At 65.8% G+C, this 19303-nt stretch carries 16 protein-coding genes; 1 reads left to right on the forward strand and 15 read right to left on the reverse strand.

The window, feature by feature from the left end; genetic code table 11:
* Positions 1–29 precede the first annotated feature (29 nt).
* The 8 genes from RSW2DRAFT_RS05670 to RSW2DRAFT_RS05705 all read right to left on the reverse strand — a co-directional run bounded on the left by RSW2DRAFT_RS05670 (position 30) and on the right by RSW2DRAFT_RS05705 (position 10715).
* Positions 30–1133: an ABC transporter substrate-binding protein gene (locus tag RSW2DRAFT_RS05670; RefSeq protein ID WP_008028944.1), complete on the reverse strand. Its 1104-nt coding sequence runs from the start codon at positions 1131–1133 to the stop codon at positions 30–32.
* Positions 1134–1336: 203 nt separating this feature from the next.
* On the reverse strand, positions 1337–2731 hold the full coding sequence (locus RSW2DRAFT_RS05675) for an aspartate aminotransferase family protein (protein ID WP_008028946.1): 1395 nt from the start codon (positions 2729–2731) through the stop codon (positions 1337–1339).
* A gap of 117 nt (positions 2732–2848) precedes the next feature.
* Positions 2849–3508: a GntR family transcriptional regulator gene (locus RSW2DRAFT_RS05680; protein WP_008028947.1), complete on the reverse strand. Its 660-nt coding sequence runs from the start codon at positions 3506–3508 to the stop codon at positions 2849–2851.
* Positions 3509–3592: 84 nt separating this feature from the next.
* Complete coding sequence (gene der, locus RSW2DRAFT_RS05685) at positions 3593–5071, reverse strand: ribosome biogenesis GTPase Der (protein WP_008028948.1); 1479 nt, start codon at positions 5069–5071, stop codon at positions 3593–3595.
* Positions 5072–5128: 57 nt separating this feature from the next.
* Positions 5129–6472, reverse strand: coding sequence for a PQQ-like beta-propeller repeat protein (locus RSW2DRAFT_RS05690; RefSeq protein WP_040671690.1), 1344 nt, complete (start codon positions 6470–6472; stop codon positions 5129–5131).
* 45 nt (positions 6473–6517) lie between these two features.
* Positions 6518–7165: a hypothetical protein gene (locus tag RSW2DRAFT_RS05695; RefSeq protein ID WP_008028950.1), complete on the reverse strand. Its 648-nt coding sequence runs from the start codon at positions 7163–7165 to the stop codon at positions 6518–6520.
* 81 nt (positions 7166–7246) lie between these two features.
* Positions 7247–9085 (reverse strand): ABCB family ABC transporter ATP-binding protein/permease, encoded by a 1839-nt coding sequence (locus RSW2DRAFT_RS05700; RefSeq protein WP_008028951.1) that lies wholly within the window; start codon positions 9083–9085, stop codon positions 7247–7249.
* 64 nt (positions 9086–9149) lie between these two features.
* The gene (locus RSW2DRAFT_RS05705) at positions 9150–10715 is read right to left on the reverse strand and encodes a LysM peptidoglycan-binding domain-containing protein (RefSeq protein WP_008028952.1); all 1566 of its coding nucleotides are present in this window, start codon (positions 10713–10715) and stop codon (positions 9150–9152) included.
* 93 nt (positions 10716–10808) lie between these two features.
* Here RSW2DRAFT_RS05705 and RSW2DRAFT_RS05710 point away from each other — a divergent pair, with 93 nt between their 5' ends.
* The gene (locus RSW2DRAFT_RS05710) at positions 10809–11363 is read left to right on the forward strand and encodes an LOG family protein (RefSeq protein WP_008028953.1); all 555 of its coding nucleotides are present in this window, start codon (positions 10809–10811) and stop codon (positions 11361–11363) included.
* Here RSW2DRAFT_RS05710 and rarD read toward each other — a convergent pair.
* The 7 genes from rarD to RSW2DRAFT_RS05750 all read right to left on the reverse strand — a co-directional run bounded on the left by rarD (position 11300) and on the right by RSW2DRAFT_RS05750 (position 19146).
* Positions 11300–12235, reverse strand: coding sequence for an EamA family transporter RarD (gene rarD, locus RSW2DRAFT_RS05715; RefSeq protein WP_008028954.1), 936 nt, complete (start codon positions 12233–12235; stop codon positions 11300–11302). The two genes, RSW2DRAFT_RS05710 and rarD, sit on opposite strands and share 64 nt — an antisense overlap.
* Before the next feature lie 72 nt (positions 12236–12307).
* On the reverse strand, positions 12308–12733 hold the full coding sequence (locus tag RSW2DRAFT_RS05720) for a baeRF12 domain-containing protein (RefSeq protein ID WP_008028955.1): 426 nt from the start codon (positions 12731–12733) through the stop codon (positions 12308–12310).
* 136 nt (positions 12734–12869) lie between these two features.
* Entirely contained in the window at positions 12870–13469 is a 600-nt protein-coding gene (locus tag RSW2DRAFT_RS05725) for a superoxide dismutase (RefSeq protein ID WP_008028956.1), read from the reverse strand.
* Between the two features lie 227 nt (positions 13470–13696).
* Positions 13697–14254 carry a sarcosine oxidase subunit gamma gene (locus RSW2DRAFT_RS05730; protein WP_008028957.1) on the reverse strand — a complete coding sequence of 186 codons (558 nt, stop codon included), beginning with the start codon at positions 14252–14254 and terminating at the stop codon, positions 13697–13699.
* Positions 14247–17258 carry a sarcosine oxidase subunit alpha family protein gene (locus RSW2DRAFT_RS05735; RefSeq protein ID WP_008028958.1) on the reverse strand — a complete coding sequence of 1004 codons (3012 nt, stop codon included), beginning with the start codon at positions 17256–17258 and terminating at the stop codon, positions 14247–14249. The genes RSW2DRAFT_RS05730 and RSW2DRAFT_RS05735 overlap by 8 nt, the downstream gene beginning before the upstream one ends.
* On the reverse strand, positions 17258–17578 hold the full coding sequence (locus tag RSW2DRAFT_RS05740) for a sarcosine oxidase subunit delta (RefSeq protein WP_008028960.1): 321 nt from the start codon (positions 17576–17578) through the stop codon (positions 17258–17260). The genes RSW2DRAFT_RS05735 and RSW2DRAFT_RS05740 overlap by 1 nt, the downstream gene beginning before the upstream one ends.
* Positions 17579–17898: 320 nt before the next feature.
* Positions 17899–19146, reverse strand: a complete 1248-nt coding sequence (locus RSW2DRAFT_RS05750) for a sarcosine oxidase subunit beta family protein (protein WP_008028961.1) — start codon at positions 19144–19146, stop codon at positions 17899–17901.
* Between the last annotated feature and the right edge of the window lie 157 nt (positions 19147–19303).

Raw genomic sequence — 19303 nt, forward strand, 5'->3', positions numbered from 1 at the left:
AACCGGGGCGGGCGCAAGGTCAGGTCGGCTTACTGGACGTTGGCGCCCACGACCGCATCCCAACCGGCGGTGACGGCGGCCTTGTTGGCATCCACCTCTTCCAGCGTCGGGAAATACGCCTTGGCATAGGCGTCGGCGGGCGGCATCTTGGCCAGCAGATCGGCCGGAACCACGCCACGCGCCACCATGTCGTTGAAGCGGATCGGGTGGCAGTAGCCCGCCAGCCAACCCAGTTGGCCTTCATCGGAATAGAGGTATTCCATCCAGAGTTTCGCGGCGTTCGGGTGCGGCGCATAAGCGCTGATCGCCTGCACATAAACGCCTGCCAGCGTGCCCGAGGCCGGAATGATCACCTCGACCGGCGGGTTGCCAGCCAGCGTGTCCTTGGCGGCCAGGGCGTTGTAATCCCACATCGCCACGATCGGGGTGGCGCCTTGGGCCAGCGTGCCCGCCTTGCCGATCACGGGGACGAAGTTGCCCGCCTTGTTCACTTCGGCAAAGTATTCCAGACCCTTCTTGCCGGCTTCCTCGCCCGCAGCACCGCCCGCGGCCAGACCGGCCGACAGCACCGCCAGAATCGCCTGGTTGGAGGCGCGCGGATCACCCGCCAGCGCCACCTGGCCGGCATATTCCGGCTTCAGAAGGTCAGCCCAGTCAGCCGGAGTATTGGTGACAAGATCCTTGTTCACCAAAAGCGACATCACGCCGTAATAGTCGCCATACCAGAAGCCTTCGGCATCCTTGGCGCTGTCGGGGATGCTGTCCCAGGTCGAGACCTTGTAGGGTTGGATCAAGCCTTCGGCCTTGGACGACGGGCCGAAGGAAAGCCCCACGTCGATCACGTCGGGCGCCTGCGGGCCGGTGTTGTCCTTGTTGGCCTTGATCGCCTCGACCTCGTCAGCCGAGCCCGCATCGGGGTTCAGCTCGTTGACGGTGATGCCGGGATACTTGGCCTTGAAGCCGTCGATCACCGCGCCATAGCCGCACCAGTCATGCGGCAGCGCGATCACGGTCAGGTTGGCTTCGGCAATCGCCGCAGCTTCCAGCGCCGCCATATCCTGCGCCGCAACCATCGCGGTCGAGGCCAGCAACGCCGCGACCGTCAGGCCGGCGGTGGTTTTCTTCAGTGTCATCGTTTCTATCTCCCTTGGGCACTTTCGGCCCGTTTTGTGACAACTTCGGTCTTATTCTTGGTTTGTGACAGTTTCTTGATCGGTCCTGCCCGTTCTTGATCGGTCCTGGCAGTGATCTAAGCCTGAAAAATTTCCTGCCGCAACGAGTCGGTAAGCATTGTGACAGTTTTATTACGTCACGGCAGGGGGTGTCATAAAGCGGTTCAGGCGGCGATCTGGGTGCCTTCGGCCTTCAAACCGGCCAGACATTCGTCCAGCGATTTCCAAGCCCGCTCGATCAGCACGTCGATCTCGTCCGGCGTGATCACCAGGGGCGGGGCGATGATCATCCGGTCACCGACATGCCGCATCACCAGATTGTTGGCAAAACACCGCTCGCGGCAGGCATAGCCGACCCGGCCCTGGTCGCCCGCAAACCGCGCCCGCGTCGCCTTGTTCGGCGTCAGCGCGATCGAGCCCATCAGCCCCACCAGCTTGGCCTCGCCCACCAGCGGATGATCGGTCAGCGCCGCCCATTTCTTCGCAAGGTAGGGGTTGGCCACGTCGCGCACATGCTCGACCACCTTTTCCTCCTGCATGATCCGCAGGTTCTCCAGCGCCACCGCCGCCGCCACCGGATGGCCGGAATAGGTGTAGCCGTGGTTGAAATCGCCCGCCCCGCCGATGACATTGGCAATCTCGTCACAGACGATCGAGCCGCCGATCGGCATGTAGCCCGACGACAAGCCCTTGGCGATGGTCATGATATGCGGGCGGATGCCGAAGGTTTCGCTGCCGAACCAGTTGCCGGTGCGCCCGAAGCCGGTGATGACCTCGTCGGCGATCAGCAGGATGCCATACTTGTCGCAAATCCGTTGAATTTCAGGCCAGTAGGTGCTGGGCGGGATGATCACGCCGCCCGCGCCCTGCACCGGCTCGCCGATGAAGGCCGCGATGTTTTCGACGCCCATTTCCAGAATCTTCTGTTCCAGTTGCTGCGCGCGGGCCAGACCGAAGGCTTCCGGCGTGGCGTCGCCGCCCTGATCCCACCAGTTCGGCTCGTCGATATGCACGATCCCGGCCAGCATGCCGCCGTTCTTGTGGATGCCCGACATGCCGCCCAGAGAGCCGCCGCCCAGGGTCGAGCCGTGGTAGCCGTTCTTGCGGGCGATGATCACCCGCTTTTCCGGCTGGCCCTTGATCTCCCAATAGCGGCGCACCAGCCGGATGTTGGTGTCATTGGCCTCGGAGCCTGACCCCGCGAAGAACACATGGTTCAGATCGCCCGGTGCCAGTTCCGCAATCTTCGCGGCCAAGGCAATGGCAGGCACATGAGAAGTCTGGAAGAAGGTGTTGTAATAGCTGAGTTCTTCGATCTGACGCGCCGCCACGTCGGCCAGTTCCTTGCGGCCATAGCCGATGTTGACGCACCACAGCCCGGCCATGCCGTCGATGATGCGGTTGCCTTCGCTGTCGGTCAGCCAGACCCCCTTGGCGCGGGTGATGATGCGCGCGCCCTTGGCCGCCAGTTCCGCCCCGGCAGTGAAGGGGTGCATGTGGTGGGCGGCATCCAGCGCCTGCAATTCGGCGGTCGGCATGTGGTTGGTGATCGTGGTCATCAGGCCCTCGCAACGGCGTCAGGCGGCGGGAATCGCGCGCCATGTTGCGGCCATGATATGATCAAACGCCGCCCCGTTCAAGGATTTGATCAAATTATCGGGGCGGCGGCAGAGTCGTCAGATTTCCCCCGCCGCCAGCGCCGCCCGCACCTGATCGACCCCCTGCGCAATGTCGTCGCCAATCGCCCGCGCCAGCCCGGCCGCATCGCCGGTGCGCATGGCGGCCAAAGCCTCGCTGTGCCGATCCGGCAAGCCCGCCGTGCCATGGCGCAGGCAGACCACCCGCAGGCTGGGGCCGAAACGCAGCCACAAGGACCGCGCGATATCGACCAGCACCGTCGCGGTGGTGGCCTCATACAAGGTGAAATGGAACTGGTGGTTGCAGCTAAGATAGCCCTGCACATCGCCCTCGCGCATCGCCCGGTCAACGCCCGCGTCCAGCGCCTCCAGCTTAGCAATCAGTGCGGGAGTCAAAGCGGCACAAGCCATCTCGGCCAGCTTCGGTTCCACCGACAGCCGCACGAACGCCATCTGCTCCAGCAGACCCGGAGTCATCCGCGGCACGCAGACCCGGCGGTTGCCTTGCAGCGTCAGCGCGCCTTCCGCCGTCAGCCGCCGGATCGCCTCGCGCACCGGAGTCATTCCGGCCTCCAGATCGCGGATCAGCCCCTGGATGGTGACCGGCTGCCCCGGCTCCAGCCGCCCGAACAGCACCATGTCGCGCAACCGGCCATAGGTGACCTCGTGGGTCGGGATCTTGCGAATGTCACCGTCCATGCGCCCTGCCTCTGGAAGTTGCGGCACCATAGGCAAACGCCGCGCATTTGATCAAGTCGGCATTTTTGCGCGGAGCGAAAGTCGCTACCACTTCACATCCGGGTCTTTCGAGGCCTTGTGCTTGCGCAACCGGCTGGGCGTGTGGAACTTCGGGTCCTTGAACGGGTTCTTCTCGCCCTGGCCACGCAGGATGATGCGAATGGGCGTGCCGGGCATGTCAAAATGGTCGCGCAAGCCGTTGATCAGATAGCGTTTATAGCTTTCGGGCATCAGATCGGGGTGACTGCACATCGCAACGAACCCCGGAGGCCGGGTCTTGACCTGCGTCATGTAGCGCAGCTTGATGCGGCGCCCGCCCGGGGCCGGTGGCGGATGCGCCTCGGTCATGGCGCCCAGCCAGGTGTTCAGCCGGGCGGTCGGCACCCGGCGGTTCCACACGTCATGCGCCTTCAGGATGGCGGCGTGCAGCCGGTCCAGCCCCCGCCCGGTCTTGGCCGAAACCGTGACCAAGGGTGCGCCGCGCAACTGCGGCAGCAGGCGTTCGAACATCTCGCGCAGTTCGGCCAGCTTTTCCTGCTTTTCGCCTTCCAGATCCCATTTGTTCACCGCCACCACCACGGCGCGACCCTCGGTCTCGGCGTAGTCTGCGATGCGCAGGTCTTGCGTCTCGAACGGAGTTTCCACGTCCAGGAGCACCACCACCACCTCGGCAAAGCGCACGGCGCGCAACCCGTCCGACACCGACATCTTCTCCAGCTTGTCGGAAATGCGGGCCTTCTTGCGCATGCCCGCAGTGTCGAAAATCCGGATCGGCGTGTCGAACCAGTCGGCCTTGACCGAGATGGCGTCGCGGGTGATCCCGGCTTCCGGCCCGGTCAGCATGCGGTCGAAACCGACGATCTTGTTGATCAGCGTCGATTTTCCGGCGTTCGGGCGCCCGATCACCGCAATCTGCAACGGCTTTTCATAAGTCGGGCGAAAGGCCTGCGGGTCGGGCTCCTGCTCGGCCTCGGCTTCCGAGATATCCAGATCGACCAGCGGCGCGTCGGCCTCGGCGCGCTCGGCAAAGCTGTCACCGATCGGGCGCAGGATGTCGTACAGATCATCCATCCCCTCGCCATGTTCCGCCGACAGCCGGATCGGGTCGCCCAGACCGAGGCTCCAGGCCTCGATGGCGCCGGCATCCCCGGCCTTGCCTTCGGATTTGTTGACGCCAACGATGACATGCGCATTCTTGCGGCGCAGGATATCGGCAAACACCTCGTCGGTGGGGGTCACGCCAACCCGACCGTCGATCAGGAACAGGCAGACATCGGCCATTTCCACCGCGCGTTCGGTCAGCCGCCGCATCCGGCCCTGCAGGCTGTCGTCGGTGACCTCTTCCAGCCCGGCGGTGTCGATCACGGTAAAGCGCAGATCAAACAGCTTGGCATCGCCCTCGCGCAGGTCGCGGGTGACGCCGGGCTGGTCATCGACCAGCGCCAGCTTGCGGCCGACAAGCCGGTTGAACAGGGTGGACTTGCCCACATTGGGCCGCCCGACAATGGCAAGGGTAAAGGTCATGCTGCCCTCCGCGGGCGGTAACTGCGGTCAAGCCCGCTGCCTTACACCGCCCGGTGCCTAACGGAAAGCCTGAAGTTGGCCATTGCCGGTGACGACATACAGCACGCCGCCCGCCAGCGCCGGTTGCGCCGCAGCCCCGCCCGGCAGATCGGCCGTGGCCACCAGCGAACCATCGGTCGGGCTGAAGAAGCGGATCAGATCGTCGCCACTGGCCACCACCAGCCGCCCGCCCGCCAGCACCGGGCCATAATGCGCGGTAATGGCCTTGCGCTTCTTCGGCTTGCCCTTCACGAAATACGGCATCTCGACCTTCCAGATCACCGCCCCCGTGGCTGCATCCAGCCGCACCAGTTTCGCCTCGTCGTTGACCAGGAAGACCGAGCCGCCCACCGCCAGAACGGGCGCCAGCGCCCCCTCGCCCGAGGACCAGATCTGCTTGCCGGTTTCAGTTTCCAGCGCCACGGTGCGGCCACCGGCGATGCCGGCATAGGTTACCGGCCCGGCCACCACCGGATCGCCGGTGATATCGGCAATCGCGCCGTAGCCACGGCCCAACCGCTCGCCGCCGACAACCGCCGCCCAGACCTTGGCACCGGTGGCCTGATCGGCTGCCGCCACCTCGCCACTGCCGAACGGCAGCAGCACGTTGGCACCGCTGATCGCCGGGCCTGCCGCGCCGATCATGCCGACACCGCCGGGGGTGCCCTGCGATTGCCAGCGCACCTTGCCGTTGACGGCATCCACCGCCCAGGCCGAGCTGTCGCGGCCCACCACATAGACCGTGCCGCCATCCACCGTCGGCGCGCCGGTGACCGGTGCCCCCAGCCGCTGGCGCCAGACCACGCCACCCGAGGCCGGGTCGATCGCCACCAATTCACCATAGCCGGTGGCCGCATAAAGCCGACCGCCGCCATAGCCCAAGCCGCCGCCCGACACATCGGTGGCATGATCGGTTTCCGGCGTCAGGCTGACGCTCCATGCGGTCTGGCCGCCGGTGGTGGTGGCGGTCAGAACCGCCGTTGAATCCAGCGTAAAGACCCGGCCCCCCGCCACGATGGGCGCCGCGGAAATGCGTTGGCGGCGCGAGTTGCCCGCCCCGATATTCGCCGCCCACAGCCGCACCGGTGCCGCCGACAGCGCGCCATGCGGCGGTATATGGGCCACATTGCCGCCGCGATGCGTCCATTCGGCATTGGCCGTCATTCCGGGCAGCGAGATCGGCACCGACTGGTTGTCGAGATCGCGCGAGGTATCGACCGGGCTCGGCTGTTCTTCGGTCGGCAGGCTGGCCTCCAGCGGCGCGCGCAGGTCAAAGCGCTCGCCCGGCAGGATCAGTTCCTTTTCGCATCCCGCCAGAACCGCCAGCAGGGCCAGCCCCGAAACCGCAGATTTCAGCTTCACCGTGAAGGCCTCCCCGTTCTGAACCGGATATTGCACGCCAAGGCCTTAGCCCTGCGCCGCGTCGCCACCCAGGGCGACAATCACTTGAACCGCCCGCTGACGCAAGCCCGATGGTGCTTCCTGATCGACGGTCAGGGCTTGCAGCGCGGTGATCGCCGCCGCCGTATCGCCCGCCTCGATCTGCAGATAGGCCAGTTGTTCCAGCGCCAAGGGCCGGAACGGCCGCCCCGGTGCGGCAATCGGGTCCAGTGCGGCGCGGCGGTCGGCCACGGCCATGTCGGCCCCCGCCAGCACCACCCGGCGCAGCACCGCCAGATCGCGGTAGGCCACCGGCAGCGTGGTATCGGCGGCCACCTTGTCCAGTGCGGCCAGCGCGCCCGCGCGGTCCGTCGCCGGGTCCGAGGCCAGCATCAGGTTCAGGATCGCCGCCCGGTCGCCACTGGCCGGCACCGCCGCCAACGCCGCGCGCCGCGCCGCCGGATCGGGGGCTTCGAGCGCCGCCAGCACCGCATCGCCAAACGCCTGCGCCGCCGCCCGCTTGCTGGCCTTGTTCCATTCGCTGAACGCCGCCCCGCCGACAACCAGCACCACCAGCAGGATGCCGATCCAGCCGTATTTGCGGAAGGTGGCAAACAGCCGGTCGCGGCGCACCTCGTCGGTGACTTCGTTGATGAAACTGTCAGGGGTGCTCACGGCAAGGATCTCCCAATCTTTGGCAATGTCTTACACGCAAGCCCAAGGGGTTGCCAAGCCCTGCCCGCGGCGCCAGCAGGTTCAGGCCGCCGCCGCCGCTTCTTCCTCCGAGGATTGCCGCGCCCACATCGCCGCATAGCGCCCGCCGTTGCCCAGCAGCATCTCGTGGGTGCCCTGTTCGACGATCAGACCGTCTTCCAGCACCACGATGCGGTCGGCGTCGGCAATGGTGGAAAGCCTATGCGCTATGGTGATCACGGTGCGGCCCTGACCCATTTCCAAGAGGCTGTCCTGAATATCCCGCTCGGTCTGGGTGTCCAGCGCCGAGGTCGCCTCGTCCAGCAGCAGGATCGGCGGGTTCTTCAGCAGGGTGCGGGCAATTCCGACGCGCTGCTTTTCGCCACCCGACAGCTTCAGCCCGCGCTCGCCCACTTGCGTGTCGTAACCCTGCGGCAAGGACATGATGAAATCATGGATGCGGGCGGCACGGGCGGCGGCTTCGACCTCGGCCTGACTGGCCTCGGGGTTGCCATAGGCGATGTTGTAATAGACCGAGTCGTTGAACAACACGGTGTCCTGCGGCACCACGCCGATGCGGGCGTGCAGGCTGTCTTGCGTCACGTCGCGCAGGTCTTGGCCATCGATTCGCACCGCGCCGCCGGTCACGTCATAGAACCGGAACAACAGCCGCCCGATGGTGGATTTGCCCGACCCCGACGGCCCAACCAGCGCCACCCGCTCGCCCGCGCCAACCCGCAGGGTGATGCCCTTCAGGATCGGGCGCTCGGTGTCATAGCCAAAGCGCACGTCGTCGAACTCCACCGCCCCGCCCGAGACCGCCAGCGCCGGCGCGCCGGGTTTGTCGGTGACTTCGGCGGGTTGTGCCAGCAGGCCGAACATCTGGCCCATATCGACCAGCGCCTGCCGAATCTCGCGATACACCGTGCCCAGAAAGTTAAGCGGCATGGTGATCTGGATCATGTAGGCGTTGACCATGACGAAATCGCCCACCGTCAGCGTGCCGTCCTGCACCCCGAACGAGGCCATGACCATCACGATCACCAGCCCGGTGGTGATGATGCTGGCCTGACCGAAGTTCAGGATCGACAGCGATTGCCCGGTCTTGACCGCCAGCCCCTCGTAGGACGCCATCGAGCGGTCATAGCGCGCGGCCTCGCGGCCCTCGGCGCCGAAATACTTGACGGTTTCAAAGTTCAGCAGGCTGTCGATCGCCTTCTGGTTGGCGTCGGTGTCCTGATCGTTCATCTGGCGGCGGATCTTCACCCGCCATTCGGTGACCTTGAAGGTATAGGTGACGTAGATCGCGATGGTGACCACCACCACCACCATATACCAGATGCCGAACAGCCAGGCGAACAGCACCGAGACCATCGACAGCTCCAGGATCAGCGGCCCGATGGAAAACAGCATGAATCGCAGCAGGAAATCGACGCCCTTGACGCCGCGCTCGATGATCCGGCTCAGGCCGCCGGTCTTGCGGGAGATGTGATAGCGCATCGACAGGCGGTGGATGTGGGTGAAGGTCTCCAGCGCCAGCTTGCGCAAGGCCCGCTGGCCCACCCGCACGAACACCGCGTCGCGCAACTCGCCAAAGCCCACAGCACCCAGCCGCGCAAGGCCGTAGGCCACGGTCAGCCCGGCGGCGGAAAACGCCAGCAGCATGGCCGCCGATGGCGCCTCGCCCGCCAGCGCATCCACCGCCGCCTTGTAGAAGAACGGCGTGGCCACCGAGATGATCTTGGCCGCCAGCAGCAGCAGCAGCGCCAGCACGACCCGGCGCTTCACCCAAGGCTCGTCTTGCGGCCACAGGTAAGGCAACACCCGCTTGATGGTCTGCCAGCCGCTGGCCTCGGTGGTATGGGCGTCGGCGCTGCCGGCCGAGGTCGTGGTTCTGCGCATGGTCTCACCCCTGTTCGAGCGCCTTACCTATGCCGGACTCGACGGGATTGCCAGAGGTCGCATTTCAGGGCTTGGGCACGGTGAACACCTGCCCGGGATAGATCAGATCGGGGTCGCGGATGCGGTCGCGGTTGGCGTCGAACACCTGAACGTAAAGGATGCCCTCGCCAAGGTTGTCCCGGGCGATCTGCCACAGGGTAAATCCGGGCTGCACGGTGACTTGCAGCGGTGCGGCAGGTGCGGGCGGTGTCGCAGCCGCCGGGGCCGAGCTTGCAACGACGGCCGGTTGCGCAGGCGCGGCCGGTTCTGCCACGGGGGAAATGGCCGTTTCCGCGGCCTTGGCCGCTGGGGTGGCAGGTGCGGTGGCAAACGTGGTGCCAGCTTCGGCGGTTGGCGCTTCGGGTGCCTCAGCCGTCGCCAGCGTCCCCTCGGGAGCTGCACCTGCGGCGGCATCGACGGGCCCGGCCTCATGCGTTGCCGCAAGACCGGAGGCCGCACCATAGCCGCTGGCCGCGGCCAGTGCCGTCAGCGTCTCGCGCTGGAACGGCGTCTCGAACCGCGCCGTCACCTTGCCACCGGCATCCAGTTGATCGACCCGCAGCGTATAGCGGCCCGGTGCCACGTCCGGCAGGGTCAGCGCCCACAGGCCGGTGACCGGCACCAGCGTGGTGGCCAGTTCGGCATCCTCCAGATAAAACCGCAAACCCGCCCCAGCCGCCCCGCGCCCGGCCAGTTGCACCGCCCCCGCGGCGGTATAGCTGATGGTGTCGATGCTGACGCTGCCGGGCACCGCGGCGCTGACAGCCGGAGATTGCAGCACCGTTGCACCGGCATCGTCCAGCAGCATGACCACCGGTTCCTCGGCCGGTGCGCTGGCAGGTGCTGTGGCATCCGCCGCCGTGGTCGGGGCCAGCACCACTCTTGCGGTAGAGGCGACAGCGGCCCCGCTGCCCGGCTGCATCCGCAGCGTCAGCATCCGCGGGGCGCTCGCGCCGGGCAGATCGAACAGAGCGGCAAAGCTGCCCTGCGCATCGGCCACGGCCTGCGCCACCTCGACCCCATCGACCAGCACCGCCACCCCGGCACCGGGGGCGGCCTTGCCCGCCACCAGCGCCGCCCCGGTGGGTTCGACCCGCACGGTGTCAAAGCGCGGTGGCGCCAGCAATGCCGGCGGCGGTGCTGCCGGGGCGATGGCCTGCACCTGCGGCGGCGCGGGGGGCGCTTCGGGCAAGGCGGTTTCGGGCTCGGGTGCCGGAGCTTGCGCCAAAGGCATGGGGGAATTGCTTTGCGCCAAAGGCGCGGGGTCCGAGCTTTGCGCCAAAGGCGCGGGGTCCGAGCTTTGCGCCAAAGGCGCGGGGGCATCGCTTTGCACCTGCGGCGCAAGGTTGGTGACTTGCACCTCCGGCGTGGGGGCCGTCACTTGCGCCTCCGGCGCGGGGGCCGTCACTTGCACCTCCGGCGCGGGGGCCGTGACTTGCACCTCCGGCGTGGGAGCCGTGACTTGCGCCTCCGGCGCGGGCACCTCGCCCCCCATCCGCCACAGCAACCCACCCAGAACAGCCAGCACCAGCGCGACCGCAAAACTTGCCGTCGCCCGCGCTGCCGGAGTGCCACCCGCTTGATCGCCCATCGCATCCCCCTGCCGGGCCTGTTCCGGCCCTCGCTTTCTTTCCGACAGGAACCCCGATATCACGGCACAAAGCAACCGATTTCCGGAGTAGCCATGCCCGCCTTGCGTTCCGTCTGCGTGTTCTGCGGCTCCCGCCCCGGCACCGACCCCGCCTTTGCCGAAGCCGCCCGCGCGCTGGGAAGCGTGATCGCCGCCCAGGGTTGGCGGCTGGTTTACGGCGCCGGTGACGTCGGCCTGATGGGCGAGGTGGCCCGTGCCGCCATGGCCGCAGGCGCCCGCACCATGGGGGTTATCCCGACGCATCTTCTGGCGCGCGAGCAGGGCAAGCGCGATCTGGGGCAGCTGGTGATCACCGAGGACATGCACGAGCGCAAGAAGGTGATGTTCATGAACTCGGACGCCATCGTGGTGCTGCCGGGGGGTGCGGGCAGCCTGGACGAGTTCTTCGAAGTGCTGACCTGGCGGCAGATCGGGCTGCACGGGAAGCCGATTTTCCTGCTGGATACCGCGGGTTACTGGCAACCGCTGCTGGCGCTGCTGGAGCATGTGATTGCCACGGGCTTTGCCGAACCGGCGATGCGCGACTATTTCACCGCGGTGGCGGATGTGCCGGGCCTCGAATTGCGGCTGCGCGCCGCCCTGTCCTGAACCAGCGCCTGCCAGGAATAGATCGCCAAGGCCGCCCAGATCAGCCCGAAGGCAATGCCATGCCAGCGGCTGAACGGCTCGGCAAACACCAGCGTGGCGCACAGGAATTGCAGCGTCGGGTTCAGGTATTGCACCAGCCCGACCGTCGCCATCGTCACCCGCTGGCTGGCATAGGTGAACAGAATCAGCGGCCCCGCCGTCATCACCCCGGAAAACGCCAGCAGCAGCGAAGTGCCCAGGCTGTGGCCGAACCAGCCGCCCGCCCGGCTGAATTCGGAAAATAGCCCGCCGTGCACCCCGGCCAGCCAGACCACGGCCAAAGGTGCCAGCACCAGCACTTCGGCGGTGACCGACACCACCGGCCCCGCCACCAGCCGCTTCTTGATCAGCCCGTAAAGCCCGAAGGTGGTCGCCAGCGCCAGCGCCACCCAGGGCGCGACACCAAGGCCGAAGGTCAAGACCAGCACCGCCGCCGCCGCCAACGACACCGCCAGCCCCTGCCAGCGGTTCAACCGCTCGCCAAAGGCCAGCACGCCCAGCAACACCGCCACCAGCGGAAAGATGTAATAGCCAAGACTGGCCTGCACCGTCAGCCCGATCTGCACCGAAAGGATGAACAAAAACCAGTTGGCCGAGATCAGCACCGCAGCCAGCGCCACCCCCCCGCCGTGCGAGCGCAGCAACTGCGGCACCTCGCGCAACCGGCCCTGCCCCAGCAGGATCAGCCCGAACAGGGCCAGCGACCACAGGGTGCGGTGGCTCAGAACCTCCAGCGGCGGCACAGCGGCCAGCAGCTTGTAATACAGCGGCGACAGGCCCCAGACCACGCAGGCCACGGCCAATGCCACCACACCCTTGCGCTGCTCGCCCATGCCCACCCCCTGCTGCGCGGGCTTTGTGGCGCAAATCGGCGGCGGGCGAAAGCGGGTTTCAGGTTGAGGGTATCAGGCTTCGGCCAGCGCCTCGGCCACCAGCTCTGCCACCTTGGGCAGCGGATGCTTGGTCAGGGTTTTCGGCACCTCGGCCTTGACCAGCGCCTTGACCGCGACGGGCATCCGGTCGCGGATCGCCCCCAGCACCTGCGGCGGCGCCACCAGCACCAGTTGTTCAAAGCCGCCCTTGGCCAGACGCGCCAGCACATCGCCCACCATCGCCTCGGCCGCCTGCCGCACCCGGTCGGGCGGCTCGACCGGCGTGCGCTGGTCGCGGCCCTGATCGGCAGGCCCGCCCGGCGCGTTCAACACCTCCGGTGCCTCGAACCGCTGCACCTGCCGCAGCACCGGTGCCCGCGTATCGCCAGCGTTTTCCAGGATCATCGCGCGTTCACTGTCAGCCACCACCACCCAAGTCTTCGATGTCAGCATCGCCATCACGTTTCCTCCGCAAGTGTCCGGGCCGCATCCGCCCCTTCAGACATGGCGATGCCGCGGCGTGATTGCCAGAGTGCCAATGAAAAAGGCCCGCCCACGGCTGCGGGCAGGCCTTGATCAAACGGTTTGGGTCAGGTCAGAGGCGCGCGGCAACCGCTTCCCAGTTCACCAGCTTGTCGAGGAAGTTGGCAAGGTAGGCCGGCCGCTTGTTGCGGAAATCGATGTAGTAGGAATGTTCCCACACATCGCAGCCCAGCAGGGCTTTCTGCCCGAAACACAACGGGTTGACGCCGTTTTCGGTCTTGGTGACCTTCAGGCTGCCATCCTTGTCGCGCACCAGCCAGGCCCAGCCAGAGCCGAACTGCCCGGCGCCCGCAGCGGCGAAATCGTCCTTGAACTTCTGCACCGAGCCAAACGACTCGACCAGCGCCTTTTCCAGCGCCCCCGGCAAGCTGTGCGCCTTCGGCCCCATCACCTCCCAGAACAGCGCGTGGTTCCAGTGCTGGCTGGCGTTGTTGAAGATGCCGCTTTGCGCCACGGCACCGGAAACATAGGTGCCGGTGACGATGTCCTCGACCGACTTGCCTTCCCATTCGGTGCCGGCAATCAGCTTGTTGCCGTTATCGACATAGGCCTTGTGGTGCAGGTCGTGGTGATATTCCAGCGTCTCGCGCGACATGCCCAGCGGCGCCAGCGCGTCATGGGCATAGGGCAGATCGGGAAGGGTGAAGGCCATGGTTTCTCTCCTTTGGCGGAATTCGCTGCCTCTTATAGAGGGGCGCCAAGGCGATAGGTCAAGACCAAGCGGCGCTTTGCGGCCAAAACCGGCGTTCCACATTCACCTTTGCATAAATATCCCCGGGGGTGCGGGGGGCTGGCCCCCCGCTTGCTTTCGTGGTGCGGGGGGCTGGCCCCCCGCTTGCTTTCGTCGTGCGGGGGGCTGGTCCCCCGCCGTGGCCGCCATCACCCCGCGTCCAGTTCCGACCCCGGCTGCGCTGAATGGGTCAAGAGGCCCATCACATAGCCCGCAACCGAGCGGAAGCTGACCAGCGAATAGCCCGCCCCCTCGCGCCAGAACGCCACCGCCACTTGGGCGGCCCGCGTGCGCCGCACCTCGCCCGGGGCCATTGCGGCCAGATCCACCGGGCACAGCTTGGCCAGAACCTGATCGGCCTTGGCGCCTTCGATGCGGAACACCGCGCGGGCGTCAGACACATCAACTGCCAGATAGTGATTCCCTTTCAGCCCCTTGTCGAGCAAAGCTAAAGCTTTCCCCACCTCGGCCAAAGGCAGGATCAGCAGATATTCATCGGGCGACATCCAGGCCGCGGCCTTGGTGCCCTGAACTTCGATCCGCCGCACCGCAGGCAGGCCAGTGCCCACCGCCGCCTTCACCGCCGCAGCCAGCCCCTTGACCTCCGGCTTGGCCCGCAGGGTGATCATGCCCAAAGGGCCGACCTCGCGGATGCTGGCAAAACCGTCGAAACTTCCACCACCCAGGGCGCTGACCGGGTCAGACATTCTGCTTCTCCCCCTCCTTGTCGAAGAACACCTGATCGACGATCTTCGCCCAAACCGAGCCACCGCCAACCTTGGGGAATTCGATAACCTCACCAAGCCGTTGCGCGCCGTTCTTCACCAAGCCCATGGCAATGCCGCGCTTCAAGGTCGGTGAATAATAGGTCGAGGTGACCCGGCCTTGCGTGTTGCGCTGGCCATTGCCATTCAGCCCCGCCGCCACCGCAATCGCCCCATCCGGGATCACCGAACCATCCACGGTTTCCAGCCCCACCAGCGTCCAGCGGTCGGGATCGGCCAGAAAGCTGCGCTCCTGCCCGCGCTTGCCCAGGAAATCGGCCTTCTTCTTCGAGATCGCCCAACCGAGGTTCAGATCCTGCGGGATCACCGTGCCGTCGGTCTCGTCGCCGATCATGATGAAGCCCTTCTCGGCCCGCATGATGTGCAGCGCCTCGGTGCCGTAAGGCATCGCGCCAAACTCCGCCCCCGCGTCATGCAGCGCCTGCCAGAACGCCAGCCCTTGCCCGGCGGGCACAGCGATTTCATAGCTGAGTTCGCCGGAAAAGCTGATCCGATACACCCGGCAGCCGAAGCCTCCCAGCGTGCCATCGGCCCATTGCATGAAGGGCAAGGCGTCTTTGGAAACATCCATGCCGCCCATTTTCTCCAGCAATTTCCGGGCGTTCGGACCCACAACTGCCACTTGCGCATATTGCTCGGTGACGTTGGCGGTATAGACCTGCCAATCGCCCCATTCGCATTGCAGCCAGTCTTCCATCCAGCCGTGTATCCGGTCGGCGCCGCCCGAGGTGGTGTGGCACAGCCAGGTATCGTCGCTGATCCGCGCCACCACGCCGTCATCCGACAGAAAGCCGTTTTCGTTGCACATCAGCCCGTAGCGGCACTTGCCCACCGGCAGCGTGCTCATCACCCCGGTATAGAGCATGTCGAGGAAACGCCCGGCATCCGGCCCCTTGACGATGATCTTGCCCAGCGTGGAAGCATCAAGCAAACCAAGGCGTTGCCGGGTGTTGTTCACCTCGCGCTGCACCGCTTGCGCGTGCCGTTCTCCCGGTCGCGGATAGCAATAGGGCCGCCGCCACAGGCCGACCGGCTCGAAATAAGCGCCATGGGCCTCGTGCCAGCCATGCATCGGCGTGCGCCGCAGCGGCTGGAAAATCTCGCCCCGCGCTTCACCCGCCAGTGCGCCGAACGTGACCGGCGTATAGGGCGGGCGGAAGGTGGTGGTGCCGACCTGCGGAATGTCTTCATTCAATGCCTGAGCTAACACCGCCAATCCGTTGATATTGCTCAGCTTACCTTGATCCGTCGCCATGCCCAAGGTGGTATAGCGCTTGGTATGTTCGACCGATTCGTAACCCTCGCGTGCCGCCAGTTGCACGTCCGAGACTTTCACGTCGTTCTGGAAATCCAGCCACATCTTCATCCGCAGCTTCGGCCCGGCGCCTTGCGGCATCATCCAGACCGGCAGCATCGGCGCCTCATCGGCAGCAGCAGCTTGCGGCAGCGACCCGGCTTTCACCGCAAATCCAAGGGCTTGCGCGGCATCCGCCCCGGCCTTGGCGGCATCGGCCAGCACGGCCCCCGCCTGCAACGCGCCATTGGCCGACCCTGCCGCCAGCACCATGGCCGAGCCGTCATGCGTGGTGGCCGGGCGGCTGGCATCGGGGCGGAAATGGCCCTGGGCGGCATCCCAGATCAGCTTGCCGCCGCAATGGCTCCACAGATGCACCACCGGCGACCAGCCGCCGGACATGGCGACCGCCTCGCAGGCGACCTCCTCCAGCACGGTGCCCTCGCCGGCCTGGGCGCAGATCGCCACGCCGGTGACCCGCTTGCCGCCCTTGACCTTGGCGATGCCATGGCCGGTGGCGATGCGGATGCCCAGGGCCCGCGCCTCGGTCGGCAGCGCGCCGGTGGCCTCGGGCCGGGCATCGACGATCAGCGGCACCGTCAGACCCGCCTTCACCAGCGCAATCGCGGTGCGGTAGGCGTCGTCGTTGTTGGTGACCAGAACGGTGCGATCGCCGGGGCTGACCGCGAAATTCACCACATAATCGCGCATCGCCGAGGCCAGCATCACGCCCGGAATATCGTTGCCGGCAAAGGACAACGGCCGCTCGATGGCCCCCGTCGCGGTGACGATCTTGCCCGCCCGGATGCGCCACAGCCGATGCTTGGGCCGCCCGTCGCCGGGGGTGTGGTCGGCCAGTTTCTCGTCGGCCAGCACATAGCCGTGGTCATAGACGCCGGCCGCCATGCAGCGACGCCGTAGCGTGACATTCGGCATCTTTCCAAGGGCTTGCAACGCACTCGTCACCCAATATTCAGCGTCGATGCCGTCGATCCGCACGTCATCAACCGGGGCGCGACCACCCCAATGCGCGGTCTGTTCAAGCAGCAGCACCCGTGCCCCCGAGGCACCCGCCACCAGCGCCGCCTGCAGTCCCGCGATGCCGCCGCCCACCACCAGCACGTCGCAGAAGGCATAGGCCTGTTCATAGCGGTCGGCGTCGCGGTCTTGCGGCACCTTGCCCAGACCCGCCGACTGCCGCACGATCGGCTCGAACAGGGTTTTCCAGGCTGCGCGCGGATACATGAAGGTTTTGTAGTAAAAGCCGCCGGGCAGAAAGCGCGCGAGATAGTTGTTCACCACGCCGACATCCAGATCGAGGCTGGGCCAGTGGTTCTGGCTTTCGGCGGTCAGCCCGTCGAACAGCTCCGTGGTGGTGGCGCGCTGGTTCGGCTCGAACCGCCCCGCAACCCCCATGTTCATCAGCGCGTTCGGCTCCTCGCCGCCCGAGGCGACGATGCCGCGCGGGCGGTGATACTTGAAGCTGCGGCCCACCATCACCTGGTCATTGGCCAGCAGCGCCGAGGCCAGGGTATCGCCAAGAACGCCGCGCAACCGCCTGCCGTTGAAGAAGAAATCCTTGGTGGCGCTACGGTCGATCAACCGGCCGCCGTTTGCCAGACGCGTGCTCATCAGAAGCCCTCCCAGTCGGGTCGTTTGGCCTTGATCTTCGCCTGCAGGTCGGCGGGTGGTGCTGCCAATTGCGCAGAATAGGTGCCGAAAACTTCCAGCGTGGCGGTGCAGCGGGCGGCCAGGAACCACTTGCCGCAGCCGTAGCTGTGGCGCCAGCGTTCGAAATGCACGCCCTTGGGGTTCTTGCGCGCGAACATGTAGGATTCGAAATCATCGTCGCTGGAGCCCGCGCCAAAGCGCTTCAGATGCGCCTCGTAGCCGGGGGTCAGTTCGGATTCGCAGGCTTTGACGCCGCAACAGGGGCATTCCAGGATCAGCATTTAGTTTGCTCCGAAAAGGCAAGAAATGAAGAGCGATCCGAAACCCCATTGCAACGTCGTAATAGGGATAAGGAACGACATCCAAAGGAGTTTCGATTTCAACGAGCTAAACGCCTTCTCAAAACAGCCAGCTTCGCCTTCGCCATATGTTCCCCCATCGACAACCATTGAGTCCAAAAGGGTCAGCAGCGCTATACCAACGGTTCCAACGGAGCCTGCTCTTTCAAACAAATTGGGATCGAGGCAAACCAGGGAGTAAATGGTAACGCACGCCCACAACACGATAAACAGGGCGCTGATTCCAATCAGATATACTCTAATCAATGCGCCACCCCCGCTGCCACGGATTCGTCGATGAACCGCCCCTCGCGGAAGCGTTCCATGCCGAATTCGGCAGCCAATGGGCCGGGTTCGCCCTTGGCCATCAGTTCCGCCATCGCCCAGCCCGAACCGGGGATCGCCTTGAAGCCGCCGGTGCCCCAGCCGCAATTGATGAAGCAATTGCCCAAAGGCGTTTTCGACAGGATCGGCGAGCGGTCGCCGGTCATGTCGACGATGCCGCCCCATTGCCGCAGCATCTTCAGCCGCGATATCATCGGGAAGGTTTCGATCAGTGCCCGCAGGGTTTCCTCGATATGGTGGAACGACCCGCGCTGGGTGAAGTTGTTGAAGCCGTCGGTGCCGCCGCCGATCACCATCTCGCCCTTGTCGGACTGGCTCATGTAGCCGTGCACGGTGTTGGCCATCACCACCACGTCCATGCAGGGCTTGATCGGCTCCGATACCAGCGCCTGCAGCGCCACGGCTTCGACCGGCAGCCGGAACCCCGCCATCTCGGCCACCTGCCCCGAATGACCCGCCACCACGATACCGAGTTTCTTGCAGCCGATGAAGCCCTTGGCGGTTTCGACCCCGGTCACCTGCCCGGCCTCGGAACGCACGCCGGTCACCTCGCATTGCTGGATGATGTGCATCCCCATGGCGCTGCACGCCCGCGCATAGCCCCAGGCCACCGCATCATGCCGCGCCGTGCCGCCGCGCGCCTGATACAGCGCCCCCAGCACCGGATAGCGCGGGCCGTCGATGTTGATGATCGGCACCAGTTCCTTCACCTTGCCGGGCGAAATCCACGAGGTTTCAACGCCTTGCAGCGCATTGGCATGCACGGTGCGCAGATAGCCCCGCACCTCGTGATGGGTCTGCGCCAGCATCAGCAGGCCACGGGGGGAAAACATCACGTTGTAATTCAGGTCCTGCGACAGCCCCTCATACAGGCTGCGGGCCTTTTCGTAGATCGCCGCCGAGGGGTCTTGCAGGTAGTTCGAGCGGATGATCGTGGTGTTGCGCCCGGTGTTGCCGCCGCCCAGCCAGCCCTTCTCGATCACCGCGACATTGGTGATGCCGAAATTCTTGCCCAGATAATAGGCGGTGGCCAGGCCATGACCGCCTGCACCGACGATCACCACGTCATAGGCGGCTTTCGGTTCGGGCGTAGCCCAGGCACGTTCCCAACCCTGATGGAAATTCATGGCCTCGCGGGCAATGGCAAAAACCGAATAGCGTTTCATGGCACTGTCTCCGTCGCGGGCCTGCCCCTGCCTTCTGGAACGGTTGCCAGCTTTACCAGCGCCCGCAAGCGGCACAATCGGGAAATTTGCGACATGCGGCGAAATGGGCGGCTCGGCTTCACGGCTCTGTGCGCGGATTGGGCCTTTTGCGCGCAGG

Source organism: Rhodobacter ferrooxidans (genome assembly GCF_000176015.1).
GTDB classification, from domain to species: Bacteria; Pseudomonadota; Alphaproteobacteria; order Rhodobacterales; family Rhodobacteraceae; genus Pseudorhodobacter_B; species Pseudorhodobacter_B ferrooxidans.

What these genes read in the sequence shown, in the direction of transcription:
- RSW2DRAFT_RS05670 (WP_008028944.1), bottom strand. Translation starts at nt 1,133, where the DNA reads ATGACACTGAAGAAAACCACCGCCGGCCTGACGGTCGCGGCGTTGCTG.
- RSW2DRAFT_RS05675 (WP_008028946.1), bottom strand. Translation starts at nt 2,731, where the DNA reads ATGACCACGATCACCAACCACATGCCGACCGCCGAATTGCAGGCGCTG.
- RSW2DRAFT_RS05680 (WP_008028947.1), bottom strand. Translation starts at nt 3,508, where the DNA reads ATGGACGGTGACATTCGCAAGATCCCGACCCACGAGGTCACCTATGGC.
- der (WP_008028948.1), bottom strand. Translation starts at nt 5,071, where the DNA reads ATGACCTTTACCCTTGCCATTGTCGGGCGGCCCAATGTGGGCAAGTCC.
- RSW2DRAFT_RS05700 (WP_008028951.1), bottom strand. Translation starts at nt 9,085, where the DNA reads ATGCGCAGAACCACGACCTCGGCCGGCAGCGCCGACGCCCATACCACC.
- RSW2DRAFT_RS05705 (WP_008028952.1), bottom strand. Translation starts at nt 10,715, where the DNA reads ATGGGCGATCAAGCGGGTGGCACTCCGGCAGCGCGGGCGACGGCAAGT.
- RSW2DRAFT_RS05710 (WP_008028953.1), top strand. Translation starts at nt 10,809, where the DNA reads ATGCCCGCCTTGCGTTCCGTCTGCGTGTTCTGCGGCTCCCGCCCCGGC.
- rarD (WP_008028954.1), bottom strand. Translation starts at nt 12,235, where the DNA reads ATGGGCGAGCAGCGCAAGGGTGTGGTGGCATTGGCCGTGGCCTGCGTG.
- RSW2DRAFT_RS05720 (WP_008028955.1), bottom strand. Translation starts at nt 12,733, where the DNA reads ATGGCGATGCTGACATCGAAGACTTGGGTGGTGGTGGCTGACAGTGAA.
- RSW2DRAFT_RS05725 (WP_008028956.1), bottom strand. Translation starts at nt 13,469, where the DNA reads ATGGCCTTCACCCTTCCCGATCTGCCCTATGCCCATGACGCGCTGGCG.
- RSW2DRAFT_RS05730 (WP_008028957.1), bottom strand. Translation starts at nt 14,254, where the DNA reads ATGTCTGACCCGGTCAGCGCCCTGGGTGGTGGAAGTTTCGACGGTTTT.
- RSW2DRAFT_RS05735 (WP_008028958.1), bottom strand. Translation starts at nt 17,258, where the DNA reads ATGAGCACGCGTCTGGCAAACGGCGGCCGGTTGATCGACCGTAGCGCC.
- RSW2DRAFT_RS05740 (WP_008028960.1), bottom strand. Translation starts at nt 17,578, where the DNA reads ATGCTGATCCTGGAATGCCCCTGTTGCGGCGTCAAAGCCTGCGAATCC.
- RSW2DRAFT_RS05750 (WP_008028961.1), bottom strand. Translation starts at nt 19,146, where the DNA reads ATGAAACGCTATTCGGTTTTTGCCATTGCCCGCGAGGCCATGAATTTC.